General features: G+C 62.4%; 15 protein-coding genes. 9 read left to right on the forward strand and 6 right to left on the reverse strand.

The window, feature by feature from the left end; all coding sequences use genetic code 11:
* Positions 1-17 precede the first annotated feature (17 nt).
* Together V8192_RS13390 and V8192_RS13395 are read left to right on the forward strand one after the other, a co-directional pair.
* Positions 18-1,610 (forward strand): phytoene desaturase family protein, encoded by a 1,593-nt coding sequence (locus V8192_RS13390; protein WP_341633827.1) that lies wholly within the window; start codon positions 18-20, stop codon positions 1,608-1,610.
* Entirely contained in the window at positions 1,607-2,803 is a 1,197-nt protein-coding gene (locus V8192_RS13395; RefSeq protein ID WP_341633602.1) for a CaiB/BaiF CoA transferase family protein, read from the forward strand. Before V8192_RS13390 ends, V8192_RS13395 begins: the two co-directional genes overlap by 4 nt.
* Here the strand turns inward: V8192_RS13395 and V8192_RS13400 are convergent, their stop codons facing one another.
* The 4 genes from V8192_RS13400 to V8192_RS13415 all read right to left on the reverse strand — a co-directional run bounded on the left by V8192_RS13400 (position 2,804) and on the right by V8192_RS13415 (position 7,583).
* Positions 2,804-3,487, reverse strand: a complete 684-nt coding sequence (locus tag V8192_RS13400) for a hypothetical protein (protein WP_341633603.1) — start codon at positions 3,485-3,487, stop codon at positions 2,804-2,806.
* Between the two features lie 149 nt (positions 3,488-3,636).
* Complete coding sequence (locus V8192_RS13405; RefSeq protein ID WP_341633604.1) at positions 3,637-5,556, reverse strand: hypothetical protein; 1,920 nt, start codon at positions 5,554-5,556, stop codon at positions 3,637-3,639.
* Positions 5,557-5,640: 84 nt separating this feature from the next.
* Positions 5,641-6,375 carry a hypothetical protein gene (locus tag V8192_RS13410; RefSeq protein ID WP_341633605.1) on the reverse strand — a complete coding sequence of 245 codons (735 nt, stop codon included), beginning with the start codon at positions 6,373-6,375 and terminating at the stop codon, positions 5,641-5,643.
* On the reverse strand, positions 6,372-7,583 hold the full coding sequence (locus tag V8192_RS13415) for a toxic anion resistance protein (RefSeq protein WP_341633606.1): 1,212 nt from the start codon (positions 7,581-7,583) through the stop codon (positions 6,372-6,374). Before V8192_RS13415 ends, V8192_RS13410 begins: the two co-directional genes overlap by 4 nt.
* Positions 7,584-7,802: 219 nt before the next feature.
* On the opposite strand from V8192_RS13415, the gene V8192_RS13420 reads away from it, so the two are divergent.
* The 3 genes from V8192_RS13420 to V8192_RS13430 are packed head-to-tail and all read left to right on the forward strand — an operon-like array spanning position 7,803 to position 10,068.
* Positions 7,803-9,122: a pilus assembly protein TadG-related protein gene (locus tag V8192_RS13420; protein ID WP_341633607.1), complete on the forward strand. Its 1,320-nt coding sequence runs from the start codon at positions 7,803-7,805 to the stop codon at positions 9,120-9,122.
* A complete protein-coding gene (locus V8192_RS13425; RefSeq protein WP_341633608.1) occupies positions 9,119-9,586 on the forward strand; it encodes a TadE/TadG family type IV pilus assembly protein in 468 nt (155 codons plus the stop codon). The genes V8192_RS13420 and V8192_RS13425 overlap by 4 nt, the downstream gene beginning before the upstream one ends.
* A complete protein-coding gene (locus V8192_RS13430) occupies positions 9,583-10,068 on the forward strand; it encodes a TadE/TadG family type IV pilus assembly protein (RefSeq protein ID WP_341633609.1) in 486 nt (161 codons plus the stop codon). Before V8192_RS13425 ends, V8192_RS13430 begins: the two co-directional genes overlap by 4 nt.
* 25 nt (positions 10,069-10,093) lie before the next feature.
* Here the strand turns inward: V8192_RS13430 and V8192_RS13435 are convergent, their stop codons facing one another.
* Positions 10,094-10,867, reverse strand: a complete 774-nt coding sequence (locus tag V8192_RS13435; RefSeq protein WP_341633610.1) for an enoyl-CoA hydratase-related protein — start codon at positions 10,865-10,867, stop codon at positions 10,094-10,096.
* An 86-nt stretch (positions 10,868-10,953) separates the two neighbouring features.
* On the opposite strand from V8192_RS13435, the gene fsa reads away from it, so the two are divergent.
* The 4 genes from fsa to V8192_RS13455 all read left to right on the forward strand — a co-directional run bounded on the left by fsa (position 10,954) and on the right by V8192_RS13455 (position 13,594).
* Positions 10,954-11,607, forward strand: a complete 654-nt coding sequence (fsa, locus tag V8192_RS13440) for a fructose-6-phosphate aldolase (protein ID WP_341633611.1) — start codon at positions 10,954-10,956, stop codon at positions 11,605-11,607.
* A gap of 158 nt (positions 11,608-11,765) precedes the next feature.
* Positions 11,766-11,927 (forward strand): Flp family type IVb pilin, encoded by a 162-nt coding sequence (locus V8192_RS13445; protein WP_341633612.1) that lies wholly within the window; start codon positions 11,766-11,768, stop codon positions 11,925-11,927.
* Between the two features lie 189 nt (positions 11,928-12,116).
* Positions 12,117-12,686, forward strand: coding sequence for a DUF484 family protein (locus V8192_RS13450; RefSeq protein WP_341633613.1), 570 nt, complete (start codon positions 12,117-12,119; stop codon positions 12,684-12,686).
* Complete coding sequence (locus V8192_RS13455; protein ID WP_341633614.1) at positions 12,662-13,594, forward strand: tyrosine recombinase XerC; 933 nt, start codon at positions 12,662-12,664, stop codon at positions 13,592-13,594. The genes V8192_RS13450 and V8192_RS13455 overlap by 25 nt, the downstream gene beginning before the upstream one ends.
* Before the next feature lie 198 nt (positions 13,595-13,792).
* Here the strand turns inward: V8192_RS13455 and gshB are convergent, their stop codons facing one another.
* Positions 13,793-14,743: a glutathione synthase gene (gene gshB / locus V8192_RS13460; protein WP_341633615.1), complete on the reverse strand. Its 951-nt coding sequence runs from the start codon at positions 14,741-14,743 to the stop codon at positions 13,793-13,795.
* Positions 14,744-14,750 lie beyond the last annotated feature (7 nt).

Here is a 14,750-nt window from a genome sequence, read left to right on the forward strand (position 1 = left end):
CTTCCGCCGCTATGGCGGTGCTGACCATGCACGACGCAATCATCATCGGCGCCGGCCACAACGGCCTCACCTGCGCCTATTATCTCGCAAAAAAGGGCCTCAAAGTCGCGGTGCTGGAGGCTGCCGCTACCGTTGGCGGCGCTGCCGTTACCGACGAGTTCCTTCCAGGATTTCGAAACTCGGCTGCGAGTTACACGGTCAGCCTCCTGCAGCCCAAGGTCATCCGCGACATGGAGCTGGAGCGACACGGACTGAAGGTTGTGCTGCGCAAGATCGACAATTTCCTGCCCGGACAGGGCGATTACTTGCTGTCTGGTCGCGGCGGCCTCACCCGCAAGGAGATCGCGAGACATCACAAGGCCGATGCCGCGGCATACGATCGCTATCATCATGAGCTCGAGACCGTCGTCCGGCTGCTCAAGAAATGGCTTTTGCGCGCTCCGCCGAATGTCGGGCGCACGGTAAGTGCCATTCCCAAACTCCTCAGTCTTGGACGTGACATGGCGGGCCTGTCACTCGCTGAAACGCGGATCGTTCACGATTTTGCCGTTCGAAGCGCATCGGAGATTCTCGAGCGGCATTTCCAGGGCGACCTTACCAAGGCACTGTTCGGCTTCGACGGCGTCGTTGGTAATTTCGCCTCGCCGCAATCGCCAGGTACAGCTTACGTGCTCCTTCACCACCTTTTCGGAGAGGCAGCGGGAGTGCCCGGAGCCTGGGGCCACGCAATTGGGGGAATGGGCTCTATTACCCAGGCGATGGCGCGGGCCTGCCGTGAAGCGGGCGTCGACATTCTGCTTAATACTCCGGTTGAAGAAGTCATCGTCAACGCGGGCAGGGCCGCAGGCGTGGTTGCCGATGGCAAAGCTTGGAATTCGGCAATCGTTGTAGCCGGGGTCAATCCCAAGCTGCTGTTCGATCGTCTGGTACCCGATGGCGCTGTGGATGCGGACGTCGCTGCACGGATGAACGGCTGGAAATGCGAAAGCGCGACCTTCCGCATGAATGTCGCCCTGTCGGAATTGCCGAAATTCACGGTGCTGCCCAAGAAGGGAAACCACCTGACCGCGGGCATCATCATGGCGCCGAGCCTCGACTACATGCACGGCGCCTATCTCGATGCAGCGGTGAACAGCTGGGCAAAGCAGCCCATCATCGAGATGCTCATTCCCTCGACGCTGGATTCGACGCTCGCGCCCAAGGGCCAGCATGTCGCCAGTCTGTTCTGTCAGCACTTCCGCTATGACCTGGGCGCGGGCCGCAGCTGGGACGGGGAGCGGGAGCAGGCGGCCGATCAGATCATCGCAACGGTCGACAGCCACGCGCCGGGTTTTGCAAAGTCGGTACTCGGCCGGCAGATCCATTCACCGGTGGATCTCGAACGGCGGTTCGGGCTCATCGGCGGTGATATCTTTCACGGCAAGATGGGTCTCGACCAGCTGTTCAGCGCGCGTCCGATGATCGGAGCGGCGGATTATCGAATGCCTCTTGGAGGCCTCTACCTGTGCGGTTCTGGCGCGCATCCCGGCGGCGGCGTTACCGGAGCACCGGGCCACAATGCGGCGCACGCCGTGCTCTCCGATCGCCGCTTCTGGAAGCGGCGGCATTGAAGCCGCTCGAAGGCATCAGCGTCCTTGACCTCAGCCGGGTGCTTGCAGGCCCCTGGTGCACGCAATTGCTTGCCGACCTTGGAGCCGAGGTGATCAAGATCGAGCGCCCCGAAGCCGGCGATGACACTCGTCACTGGGGTCCGCCATGGTTCGGGGAGGGCGACAGCCGCGTTGCAGCCTATTTCCTCAGCTGCAATCGCGGCAAGAAGTCCGTGGCGGTCGATTTTGCGCGGCCCGAAGGCGCCACGCTGGTGCAGAGGCTGGCGTTTTGCGCGGACGTCATCGTGGAGAATTTCAAGGTGGGCGGCCTTGCGAAGTTCGGCCTTGATGCCAAGACCTTGCGCAGCGCCAATCCGCGCCTGGTCTATGCCTCGATCACGGGTTTCGGCCAGGACGGTCCCTATGCGGATCGCGCAGGATACGACTTCATCATCCAGGGAATGGGCGGAATGATGAGCGTCACCGGACTTCCGGACGGCGAGCCTGGCGGAGGGCCGATGCGTGCAGGGGTTGCGATCGCCGACCTCTTCACCGGGATGTACACCTGCGCCTCGATCCTGGCGGCTCTGTTCCGCCGCGAAAGGACGGGCGAGGGGGCAACCATCGATATGGCCTTGTTCGACACGCAGCTCGCCGTGATGGCGAACCAGGCCTCCAATGCGCTCATCTCCGGAAAAGACCCGCCAAGGCAGGGAAACACCCATCCCAATATCGTTCCCTACCAGCCGTTCGAAGCGGCCGACCAGCCGATCATCATTGCCGTCGGAAACGATCGCCAGTTTGCGCGGCTGGCCGAGATTTGCGGCCATCCCGAATGGGCGAGCGATCAGCGCTTTTCCTCGAACGAGGCCCGGGTGGCGAACCGGGATGCGATTGTCGGGCTGGTCAAGGAGGTCATTCGCAGCGGCCCTGCAGCACAATGGCTGCAGCAACTCGAGCGTGCCGGCATTCCTGCAGGGCCGATCAATTCGCTCTCGCAGGCATTTGCCGACGTGCAGGCGCAGCACCGCAAGATGGTCCGCACGATCGCGGGAGTCCCGCAGATAGGGTCCCCCGTCCGTCTCGATGGGGAGCGGGCGGATTCAGAACTCCCGCCTCCCGACCTTGGCGAGCACACAAACGACGTACTCGAAGCCCTCGGGCTCCACTCCGAGGAGTTGAAGCGCCTGAGGGCCGCGCACGTGATTGGCTGACTATTTCGCCGCAGCAGCCTTGCTTGCGCTCTCGACCAGAAGGTCCAGCTGCTTCTGGCAGCCGTTCTCGAGCAGCACCTGGGCCGCACCGACAAGGTCGGCGGGAGGCGATGCAACGGTTACGACGTCGAGCTTGCTGGTGTCGCCGCCATCCGGCCATTCAACGGAATATTGGCTTCCGCTCTTGATGGGCAGGGTTGCCGGCCAGGGAGCAAGCGCCTTGCCTGCGGCCCAGGTCAGTTGCTGCGACTTGCCGTCGACAGAGCGGATCTGGACCGTCGCCGGGCCCTCGCTGTCCGAACGCCACAGCTGAAGCTTGGCGGGGTTAGCGACGCACACCTTGCCACCGGCGCTCGCGTCGACGTCCCAGATGCTCGGGTTCTGAGCGACCTCAGCGGCACGCAGCGCACCAAATCGGCCGCGCTGACCAGCGGCGGCCGCAAGTGCAACCTGCTTGGCATCGAAATTGCCCGGCCCGCGGAGCGTCTGCGCACTCGCCGGCCCGATCACGGTCACGACGTCGCCGCCCTGCAGGTTGATCTTGGCGCTTTCGGGCAGAGTCTTGCCCGGCGGATAGACCCTGGCTGAGGGTCCCAACGACTTTACTACAACAACATTGGCAAGCCCGGCCGTCGATCCCAAAGCGATCGCGACTGCTGTGCCCCGCAGCATTAGCTTCCGCATCTTCACACTCCTCATGTCGAACCACGTCAAAGCTATGTTCCCGCGTCGCCTAGCAAGGGAGCGGCCGAGTCGGATTTGAAGTGTCGCTTTGGATGTGAATTATGCTTTGATTTGAACAAGGTCAATTAAGCCGAGTTAAATGACGTGGATCAGGCGGTTCGCGGACGCCTCGGAGCAACCGCTGGACCTCCTGCAAGGAGCGCTTCCAGAGCTTCGATCCGCCGCGCATTGTCGGCAATGAGCTCGGCAACCTGCAGCTCGCGCGCTTCGCGCTTGATGACGGTGCGGATGGCCCGGGCGATCGCTTCTGACACTTCTTTCAGCGCTTTTTGCTCGTCACGGCTGGGGAGCGAGCCGTCGGGTCTTGGGCCAACGAGGAGATAGCCGATCGGCTCTTCGTTGTCGGAGCTCGGGATCAAGGGCACGCGAATGGGGAATTGCTTGTCGTGCGGCTCGCACATGTCGCTCTTGTAATCCTGCGCGAACTTGCTGACGCGCCAGCTTTCGACTTCGTCGACCGCGATGCTTCGGGCGCGAAGCACGCAGCCGTTTACGATGGCCGCGCTCCGCACAGCGCGAACGCCGCGATCTACCCGCGCCAGGATCTCGTCGAGCATGTCGCCGAGCGATGCGGTCTCACGCATGTCGCGCGCGACCTCGGGCAGGTCATCGCGCAGGAGAAAAAGGTTCCTCTGAAACCTTTTCTCCGACCAGCGCTGGACGCGTTCTTGGATCGGGTTGATGAGCACGGTCGAGAGAGCAGCGGCGAAGATGACCGGCCCCTCGCTGTTGCTGTTCCCATAATAATTATAGATGATCTGCTTGAGGCCGTCCGCGGTCCCCGCGAAAACGGCCGCGACCGTCACCGTGATAAGGGCGATGTTCGCAGAGCGGCTGATGACGAACTCGGCATCGTAAAGCCGAAAGCGGATGAGCGCGATGAGCAGCCCGAACTGCAGCACCAGCACTGCGAGCGCCAGGCTGATACCCGCCGACATTTCGACCAGCAGCTGGTGGCCGAAGCTGTCGGTGGTCCATTTGAAGGTATCTGCAACGATCGAAAGCGAGCGGAGAACGGCATAGGAGGTGATGCCGAAGAGGGCCCATCGTACCTGCTGCCGCTGCTCGCTTGAATCAGTCAGCCGAAGGCAGCGCAGAAGCGACAGGACCGCAATGATCATGCAGCAGACAAAGAAGGTCTGATAGAGCGTACCGCGGAGGAACATGAGGATCGGCAGGAGCGCGATGACACCTGCGCGGCGCCACGACAGGTTGCCGTGCGGGAAGAGCAGGATGCCGGTCAGGAGAAGTACGTTGCCAAGATCGTAGATCGTGACATTGAGCCAGCGCGGCACCCCTACGTGCTGAAGGAAGATCGAGGAGGGCTGCTCGGCAGCCATCGACAGCAAGACCGCGAGCGAGAGGATGGAGCTGACTGCGTCGCGCGCGTTGCGATGGTGCAGCAGCCATGCCGCCCACAGCAGGAACGGGTAGGCAAGCACGTGCAGCAAGTCGATGAAACTCAGCCACTTGGGCGCGATACCGAGCGCTCGGGCGCCCGCGTCGATATGATGCTCGCCCGTGGTGACGGTCACGTCGCGGACCCGGCCGTCGGGATCGCGAACGCTGATCGGGACATCCGCGCTGTCGGTTCCGTAGAGGAGATTGCCAAGGGCGATATAAGCAGGGTCGTTCGCGTGAATGGCCAGCGTTTGCTCGTCGACCGGCATCTTCGCGGGAAGCGCGAGCCCATAGATGGCGACGATATGATCTCCAGCGACGATCCCGGCGGTTTCGGCCTGCGGGCCCACGGTGAAGCGCACCATCGTGGCGTCCCGCGGTGAGACCGCAAACCCCGCCCTGCTCCCGAGCAGAAGCTGCGAATTGTTCGCCGGCTCGGTGTAGCGAAGGTAAAAACCCGCAAGCGGTCCCGTCAGCGCGAGCGCGAACGCAACCATCCAAAGCGAGGTGAACAGCCAGTAGGTGAGCGTGTTGAAGGGAGGCACGGCAGGAGGCAGGCGAAAGCCGCCTGTCTGTCTTCGAGCAGCACTGGCCAAGGCAAGCTGCATCCCCGTCAGCTCCAGCTGCCGTTAACTGCTTATTATCATGGGCGGAGCGGTGGCGGCACGCAATCTCTAACTACCGCCCCCTATTCAGCTGTCGATGCGCTGCTCGCCGTAACGCGACTGGATGAAGCGGCCCTGGGTCTCGAGCGCGGCGACGTCCGCACGCGCAAGCTGCTCGCTTACTTCCGCAAGTGCGGAACGGCTCGCGGCCAATCCCTCGACAAGCCGCTCGTCGACCGTTTTGCCCTCGCCGTCTCGCTCCTGGCGATAGGCGGTGGGCACGCGCTCGTACCGGTCGATGAGGCCGGGCAGGTGGATCGACATCAGCCGGCGTGCATCCTGTGCCGTCGGGTCAAGCGTCTCGAGGCGCGCGAGCGTCTGCTTCAGCGAGGGCAACAGCTGGCTGATGGAATCGAGCTCGGCGCGGGCAGGAGCGGGGAGGGCCCCTCGCACGCGGTAGAGATAGGAGTCGAAACGTTCGACCATCGGGCCATTGGGAAGGTCGCTCGAGGGCGCGGGCACCGATATCGCCTGGCGCCCGCCGCGCACGAGGGAGATCGCGGCAACGACAGCTGTGGCAAGGAGGGCAAGAAGGAAGCCCGTCATGCCGATTGGCCGCACCATGCCCACGACGAGAACTGCCAACCAGACCGCAAGGATGCCAGCTGTGACCCGGCTCACCGTTCGGCCGATCCCTGCATTCAAACGCCGCCGCTCGCGCCGCGCTGCCTCCTGCGCCGGGCCGCCGCGCTCGTCGAGCTGACGAGTGACCCGCTCGAACCGCGCGATCGCGCGTTCAACCTTGTCAGTGACCTCCGTCACTTCGCCTCAATCGGAGTGAAGGGAGAAGCCGCGCTTTCCAGCTTGCCCTGGTTCACGCCTTCGGCGCGGGCGATATATCCCTTCGACTTTTCGACTTCCTTGCCCAGCGTATCAACGGTCTGCTTCATGTTTCCCAGCGCCTGGAGCTTGAACTGGTCGATCTGGTCCATCGTGTCGTAGATGTTCTGGAAGGCGCGCTGCAGCGTCTCGAGCGGGATGGTCGAGCTTGCCGCTTGTTCATGGATGGCTCCCGTCTGCGTGCGCAGCATCTCGCCGGTTGAGTCGATCATGGTGGCCGTCGTGGTGTTCAGCGCGCTAATCTGCTCGAGGACCAGTTTCTGGTTGGTCATCGCCTGTGCGACCGTCACTGCAGTTCGAAGGGCAGCGACCGTGGTCGTTGATGCGCGGTCGACGCCTTTCACGAGTTCGACATTGTTCTTCTTGACAAGGTCGAGGGCGAGATAACCCTGAACCGTGACCGCCATCTGGGTCAGAAGGTCGGTCGTGCGCTGGCGCGTGTAGAAGAGCGCCGTCTCCCGAATTGCCTTTGCCTTGGCAGGATCGGTTGCATCGAGATCGTTCGCCTTGTCCTCGAGCTTCTGATCGAGGGTCTTCGAGATGTGCACCATCTGTTCGAGCTTGTGCATGGTCTTCCACAAGTTCGCGCGCTCGGTGTCGATCGCTGCATTATCCATCAGCAATTCGTCCTTGCCGTTGGCAAGGCTGCTGAGAATCTTCGAAATATGCGTCTGTGAACTTCGGTACTTGTCAAAATAGCGGTCGACGCGGTTCCCGAAGGGAATGATCCCGAGCAACTTGCGGGTCTTGGTTGCTTCCTTGGGATCCAGGCTCTCGACGGTGCGCCTCAACTCGGTAAGATCGGCGCCGATGCCAGTATCCTTGTCGATCGCCTTGACGGGTCGATCGAGGAAGCGGTTCGAGGCTCCGGCGGCCTCCGCGATCTCCTTGCGGCCCATCCCGGTCAGCTGGTCGACTTTCTTGCCGAATTCCGGGCTGTTCGCGTCGAGACCAGCAAGCTCGTCAACGAATTGCGATACACGCTTGTCGAGCTCCGTCGTCTCTTCGGTCTTGAGCGGGACAAGGCCTGCCGCTTCCGCGGGCGCAACGGACTGAAGCACTTCGGGCGGATCGAGCTTCAGCTTGGTCGCAGTTGCGGTCTGCGTCTCGGGTGCCGGTTCGGTCGCCATCGTTCAATCCTTTCACTGCCCTTGTGCGGCGCCCGACCCGACCGGTCAACGCCAGGGCTCTCGTGCTGTATTATAGATGTAAGACACACAAGTTCAAGGAGAAGCACGATACGCAAGGTTACCTTTGCTTAACCATAGCGCTGAACCCTTCGCTTACCGTGTGTGAGCTAGATCCTCCTCCAAAGCGCGAAAAGATCTGGGGCCAGCATGTTCAAATTCATGAAAAAGCTGTTGCGTGACCGGCGCGGCAATGCGCTCATTATCGCGGGCGCAGCGCTGCCTCTGATCATCGGTGCCGCAGGCCTTGCGACCGACACCGTCCAGTGGACGCTGTGGAAGCGCCAGCTGCAGCGTGCCGCGGATAGTGCCGCCCTCGCGGGAGTCTATGCAGAAGCCCAGGGCAATGCCATCAGCACCTGCACCAACTATACGAGCGCGACCTACGCGCAGCCGGTCGGCTGGGACGTCAAGAGAAACAACAAGGCGTGGCCAACCACCACTTGCGCTGTCCAGAATCCGCCCACGACCGGGAGCTACACCTCCGACAGCAAGGCGGTGAAGGTCACGCTTTCCGTCCAGCAGATCCTGCCCTTCTCCGGCTTTTTCGTCTCGACCGCGCCGACGATTACGGCATCGGCCACCGCGACGTTGCAGCAGACCGGAAGTTATTGTCTCGTCGCGCTCAAGAACACTACGGCTGCAAGTATCACGGTTGGCGGCAGCTCGAACGTCAATCTTGGCTGCGGAGCCATTTCGAACTCAACGTCGGCAACGAGCGCGGTGAGCTCGAACGGCAACGCCTATACGTTTGCTGCCTCGCCGGTCGCTGCGGCGGGCGCCGTTCCGGCGGACCTTGCGACCCACGGCGCCACTAATCTCCAGCCCTTTCACATTCCCGAGCCCGATCCGTTCGCCGGCAAATATCCGACGACCATTCCGGCAGGAATGACCTGCGGCAACTTCCAGAGCCATACCTACACCGTCAATAATGGCGGCAACGGGAACAACGGCAATGGAGGGAGCGGACCCCAGCACCTGACGCCCGGTTGCTACAACCAGTTCAGTCCATCGGGCAGCGGCACCTACGTAATGGATGCCGGCACCTACTATCTCGACAGCACGGACTTCGCTCCGGGCGGTACCGTGACCCTGACCGGAACCGGCGTGACCATCATTCTGACGGGCACCACTCCAGGTTCCGTGAACCTTAGCGGCAACCAGACGATCCAGCTGAGCGCACCGACGAGCGGCACTTATGCCAAGATGCTGTTCATCCAGGCGAGCAACGCTACCACCGACAACCTCAACAAGATCAACGGCAATACCGGCTCCTACTTCGACGGCGGAATGTATTTCCCGAGCGGGTTGGTTCAGTTCAACGGCAGCAGCGGTTCGATGACCCAGTGCGCGATGGTCGTTGCCGATCTCGTCGATTTCACCGGCAACACCAATCTCCAGAACAGCCTCACGCGTCCCGACGGAACTGCATGCACCGCCAATCAGACCGTGACGGCCAATATCGTGAGGCTCGTCGAATGAGCTTGCAAATCAACCTCAGGCGGAACGAGCGCGGCGCAGCAGTCATCGAACTTGCGCTTGCGGCGCCCTTCCTTGCGGCGCTTCTCGTCGGCATCATCGATCTCTCGCGCGCCTATTCGATGAAGTACAAGCTCGAGCAGTCGGCACAGCGCGCCGTCGAACAGATCCAGCAGACGCACACCGTGCTCACCGATTATAGCCCCTACGCCACCGAAGCCACGACTGCAGCTTCCGCCGCGGGCTATTCAGGAAGCACGGCCAGCGTGGATTACTGGCTTGAGTGCAACGGGGTCCGGGCATCGGATCCGACCGTGCCCTGCACCAGCGGCCAGACCTATGCGCGCTACGTGACAATTACCGTCAGCAACACCTACACGCCGTTCTTCTCGACGCGGGCGTGGCCCGGAGCGAACGCGCAGGGAAATATCCCGGTGAGCGGCTACGCAGGGATCAGGGTCCAATGACCAAGCAAACGAACCTCAAGCAGTCCGAGGATGGCGCCGCTGCCATCGAGATGGCGATCGCTGTCCCGGTCCTGATTCTTTTTCTCATTGGAATCTTCAGCTTCGGCCAGGTCCTCGAGGCCCAGGCGGGAATGCAGCACGCCCTTGGAGAGGGCGCGCGCCTCGGGACGCTTTGTCTCAATCCGGCGACTGGCGGCTCGTGCACGCTTCCGAGCAGCACCCAAATCCGCGCTCGGGTGAACAGCAAGCTGTTCGGAACGAGCAATGGTACCTTTGACAGTCCCGCAGTTGACACGACCACTGCCACGAGCGGTTATGTGACGATCACGGTCACGTATCACCAGGCGATGAACTTTGCCTTCTTCAGCATCCCGAGCATGACGTTCACCCAGTCGAAGCTCGTCTATCTTGCCGAGACGCCGCCATCGCAAGGCACTTGCAGCGGCGGGAGCACGGTCGCGAGCTGTTCGATCTACTCCTGATCGGCGCGAAACGCCCATCGCGTGCTCAGCCAGGGGTATTTTGTCCCTGGCGGCGCTTCTGAAAGAAAGCACTGATTGCCTCCTTCACTTCGGGTGAGGCGAGGCGCTGCGCGAACAGCGAGCTCTCGAGCTTCATTCGCTCGAGGATTTCCTCGCGAGCGCCATGCCGCAGCAGCTTCTGCGTCTGCCTCAGCGCTTCGGCCGGCTTGGCCAGCAGGCCAGCGACGAGCTCATCAAGCTTCCGCGCAAGCTCGCCTGCAAGGGCGCGATGGCTCGCGAGCCCGATCGCCATGGCTTCCTCGGTTCCGAAGGGCTCGGCCAGGAGCAGATAACGCGCTGCCCGGCGGCGTCCTGCAAGCCGCGGAAGCAGGAGAGAACTCGCGGCCTCGGGGACGAGGGCAAGATCGACGAACGGCATCGAGAAGCGGGCGCTTTCGTCAGCAATGACGAGGTCGCAGTGAAGGAGGATGGTCGTGCCGATCCCGACGCAATTTCCCTGAACCGCGGCGATGAGCGGGGTTTCGCACGTCGCGAGCGCGCGCAGCAGCCGCCAAACCGGGATCTCCTCGTCGAGGCGAGGGGCCGCATCGAGGAAGTCTGCAAGATCGTTGCCGGCGGCGAAATCCTGCCCCTCGCCTCGAAGGGTGATCACGCGAACTTCTGCATCGCCCGCCGCGCTTTCAATGGCATCCGCGAGCGCTGCGTACATGGCAATCGTGATGGCATTGCGCCGCTCGGGCCGCGCGAGGGTGATTGCCAGCACGCCGTCCTGTCTTTCAACTCGTACGTGCTCGCTCATTTGGTGTCTCCCAAATCGGATGACGCGCTCTGATCCACCGGCTATTGCAAGCTCCATCCTTCAAAGCCGGGACGTACGCAAATCCAATGAAGTTCTTTGCCGACACAGCCGAAATCGCCGAGATCCGGGAACTAGCCGAGACGGGCCTGCTCAACGGCGTCACGACGAACCCGTCGCTCATCCACAAATCGGGGCGCAATTTCATCGACGTCGTGCGCGAGATTGCAGGCGTGGTCGAAGGCCCTGTTTCGGCGGAGGTCGTCGCGCTCGACTATGAGGGGATGATGCGCGAAGCCGGGGTCCTACGCAAGATCGCCGACAATATCGCGATCAAGGTTCCACTGACGCCGGCCGGGCTCAAGGCATGCAAGGCGCTGACCTCGGACGGCGCGATGGTCAACGTCACTCTCTGCTTTTCTCCGGCCCAGGCGCTACTGGCCGCAAAGGCCGGCGCGACCTTCATTTCACCCTTCGTCGGACGCCTCGATGACGTGGGCTTCGACGGCATGTCGCTGATCGCCGACATCCGCCTCATCTACGATAATTATGATTTCGATACGCAGATCCTGGTCGCCAGCGTCCGCCACCCTATGCACATCGTCGAGGCGGCCAAGATCGGCGCCGACGTGATGACCGCTCCTCCCAAGATCATCTGGCAGCTGTTCAAGCACCCACTGACCGACAACGGAATCGCCTCATTCCTTAAAGACTGGGAGTCGTCAGGTCAGAAAATCGCGTAAAGTCAAAAACTTGGCTTTCTCGTGTTAACCCTTGAGAAACCTTCGGGCGTAAGACTTTTTCAACCGGTCCAGAGCTAGGTTCCAACCATCCTGCACGAGGAACACGCAGGGTCAGGGCGGCTTGCCGTACCTGCACTTGGAACCAAGGAGCGAAGACCATGAGCAAGTTTCTGAAGCTGATTAAGAACGAAGAGGGTGCAACCGCCATCGAGTACGGCCTCATCGCCGCTCTCATCGCCGTTGCGGCGATTGGCGCGATGCAGGGCATCGGCAACAAGCTGAACACGACGTTCAACAACGTGTCGAACCACCTCGGCTAAGACGCACTCGCGTTCAAGACGAGAAGGCGGCGGTGCCCACGGGCGCCGCCGCCTTTGTTTTGTGGCTATCGCTGCATGCTCAATCGGACGAGGCTGCTGCTGAATGCGTCTGCAGCCTGCCTGCCGCTATGGCGCTTAACGGCGGCTGCCATAGGAAATTAACCGGTCCCGGCGTATTCTTCCTTCGCAATGGCGACGGTCATCCCCTTTGAAGAACGCGCGGTAGCGCATCTGAGGCGCCGCCTCGGCGCGGTCGAGGAAGCGAACGAGGACCTTATCGCGTTTGCCCGCGGGCATTCGGGCGCGGTTAGCTCGATCCACGAAGCGGTGATTGCGGCAATCGATGCCGAGAGCATCGAAGCGTTGTTCCACGTCGTCACCCAGGAATGGCCGCTGATCCTCGGGATCGATGCCGTGGCCCTGTCGCTCATCGTCGCTGACCAGGGCTTTCGCGCCGACGGCGGCGGCGTGCAGCAGGTCGATCCCGCGCTGCTTCGGCGCGAGATTGGGCGGGTCAACGCGGTCCAGATGCGGACCGTGAAGAGAGGACACCCGCTGTTCGGCCCGGCGTGCGATCTCATTCGCGCGCAGGCGCTGATCAGGATCGATTGCGAGCCTCCGCTGCCGCTCGGACTGCTGGCGCTTGGCCAGCGGGCGGAGTTGAACCTCGACGCGCGCCACGGCTCCGAGCTGCTGATGTTCCTTGGGAAGAGTCTTGCGGCTATGATCCGCAAGTGGCTGACGATCCCGCAAGTCTGAAGGACCATCCGGCGCGCGAGGTTGCCGTGCGCTGGGCATTACATCTCCAGAATGATCGTCGTCGTTCGCCGCACACGGTCCGCGCTTATGCCGCGACCGCGCACCGCCTGATCGGATTTCTTGGGCACTATCGAGGGACGTCCATCGATATCTCGGGCCTCGCTAACCTCGGAGCGGCGGACCTACGGGCATTTCTCGCCGAGCGGCGTTCAGAAGGCTTGGGTGCGGCATCGGCCGCGCGCGAGATTTCCGGGGTCCGCGCCTTCCTCAAATATGCAGCAGAACAGCAGGGGATACCTGCACAGCTTCCGCGGACCAGGGGGCCCAAGAAGCCGGGAACACTCCCGCGTCCCGCTGCTCCTGAAGATGCGTTCAATCTCGCGCATGAGGCGGCCGAGGCTGCGAGCTCGCCGTGGATCGGTGCGCGCGATCTCGCGATCCTGCTGCTGCTCTATGGCGCCGGCCTGCGGGTCGCCGAGGCGATGTCGCTTACCGCCGACGCACTGCCCTTGGGATCAACGCTCCGGGTGATGGGCAAGAGATCGAAAATGCGCGTCGTACCGATCGTTGCCGCGGTGCGCGAGGCGATCGAGGATTATGTGCGGCAAAGCCCGTTTCCACTCGAGGGCCCGGTCCCCTTGTTCGTGGGTGCGCGTGGCGGCCCGCTCAACCCTGACCTGGTGCGGCGCGCGGTCGCGGCTGCCCGGCGGCGTCTTGGTCTCCCCGAATCCCTGACGCCTCACGCACTCCGGCACAGCTTCGCAACGCATTTGCTTGCCCGCGGCGCGGACCTGAGGTCGCTTCAGGAGCTGCTCGGGCACGCAAGCCTGTCGTCGACCCAGATCTACACGGCGGTGGACGCGGCGCGACTACTGGATGTCTATCGCCACGCCCACCCGCGCGCCTGAGCAGAGGCCCAGACCGCCGCAAGTCCGCGGCGGATTTTCAGGAGGTAAACCAGTTTGCCGCGGCTCGGCAGCTAGTGGGGCAACCGCCTCGCCGCGACCCGGACATCGATAAAGAACAGCGGTAAAGCGAATGCTAAACAACCGTTTCGGTTGGATTATTTCCGGGCTTCCAAGAGAAGCGACGAAACCATTCTGGAGCTAGTTGTTAAGTCGCTTGATAATCGCATCGAAGATCAGGGCGGGCGTGTCGGTGCCATTAAACCCATCGACCGCGACAATCCCGGTTGGCGAAGTGACATTGATTTCGGTCAGCCACCGGCCGCCGATCACGTCGATCCCCACGAACAGTAGGCCCAGGCGTTTCAGTTCCGGGCCAAGGGTGGAGCAGATTTCCTCTTCCCCGTCCGTAAGTGTTGCCTTGGCCGCGGTTCCGCCGACGGCGAGATTGGATCGGATCTCTCCTTGGCCCGGAACGCGGTTCACCGCGCCTGCGACCTCGCCGTCGACGAGGATGATGCGCTTGTCGCCCTCTGAGATCTCCGGGATGAACTTCTGGATGACGTGCGGCTCTCGATAGTTGCTGTTGAAGAGCTCCATCAGTGAGGCAAGGTTGCGCCCGTCGGCGCCGATCCGGAACACGGATCCGCCAGCAAATCCATGCAGCGGCTTGATGACGATCTCACCCTGCTCGGCGAGGAACTTGCGCGTCAGTCCGAGGGAGCGTGTCAGAACCGTGGGCGGCATGAACTGGGGAAAGTCGAGCACCCACAATTTCTCGGGCGCATTCCGGACGCTCGCCGGATCATTGACGACGAGAGTCTCGTCCTTGATCCGCTCGAGGAGGTGCGTTGCAGTGATGTAGCCGAGGTCGAACGGCGGATCCTGCCGCATCAGCACGACGTCGACATCGCGGCCAAGGTCCAGGATCCTCGGCTCTCCCAGATTGTAATGGTCCCCTTCGACTCGCCGGACGGTGAGGGGATAGCCCATCGTCCATAGCCGGTCCTGCGCCCAGCTGAGGTCCTCGGGAGCATAATAGTAAAGCTCGTGGCCGAGTTCCTGCGCCTTGAGCATGATCGCGAAGGTGGAGTCGCCCGCGATCCTGATCCGGTCGAGCGGGTCCATCTGAACGGCGATGCGAAGATGCATTCGCGCG

Source organism: Sphingomonas agri, from assembly GCF_038148795.1.
GTDB classification, from domain to species: Bacteria; Pseudomonadota; Alphaproteobacteria; order Sphingomonadales; family Sphingomonadaceae; genus Sphingomicrobium; species Sphingomicrobium agri.

Bases quoted from the DNA above. Each gene is read 5' to 3' on its own strand.
- V8192_RS13400 (WP_341633603.1), bottom strand. From the start codon at position 3,487: ATGCGGAAGCTAATGCTGCGGGGCACAGCAGTCGCGATCGCTTTGGGA.
- V8192_RS13415 (WP_341633606.1), bottom strand. From the start codon at position 7,583: ATGGCGACCGAACCGGCACCCGAGACGCAGACCGCAACTGCGACCAAG.
- V8192_RS13405 (WP_341633604.1), bottom strand. From the start codon at position 5,556: ATGCAGCTTGCCTTGGCCAGTGCTGCTCGAAGACAGACAGGCGGCTTT.
- V8192_RS13435 (WP_341633610.1), bottom strand. From the start codon at position 10,867: ATGAGCGAGCACGTACGAGTTGAAAGACAGGACGGCGTGCTGGCAATC.
- V8192_RS13445 (WP_341633612.1), top strand. From the start codon at position 11,766: ATGAGCAAGTTTCTGAAGCTGATTAAGAACGAAGAGGGTGCAACCGCC.
- gshB (WP_341633615.1), bottom strand. From the start codon at position 14,743: ATGCATCTTCGCATCGCCGTTCAGATGGACCCGCTCGACCGGATCAGG.
- V8192_RS13425 (WP_341633608.1), top strand. From the start codon at position 9,119: ATGAGCTTGCAAATCAACCTCAGGCGGAACGAGCGCGGCGCAGCAGTC.
- V8192_RS13450 (WP_341633613.1), top strand. From the start codon at position 12,117: ATGGCGACGGTCATCCCCTTTGAAGAACGCGCGGTAGCGCATCTGAGG.
- V8192_RS13430 (WP_341633609.1), top strand. From the start codon at position 9,583: ATGACCAAGCAAACGAACCTCAAGCAGTCCGAGGATGGCGCCGCTGCC.
- fsa (WP_341633611.1), top strand. From the start codon at position 10,954: ATGAAGTTCTTTGCCGACACAGCCGAAATCGCCGAGATCCGGGAACTA.
- V8192_RS13420 (WP_341633607.1), top strand. From the start codon at position 7,803: ATGAAAAAGCTGTTGCGTGACCGGCGCGGCAATGCGCTCATTATCGCG.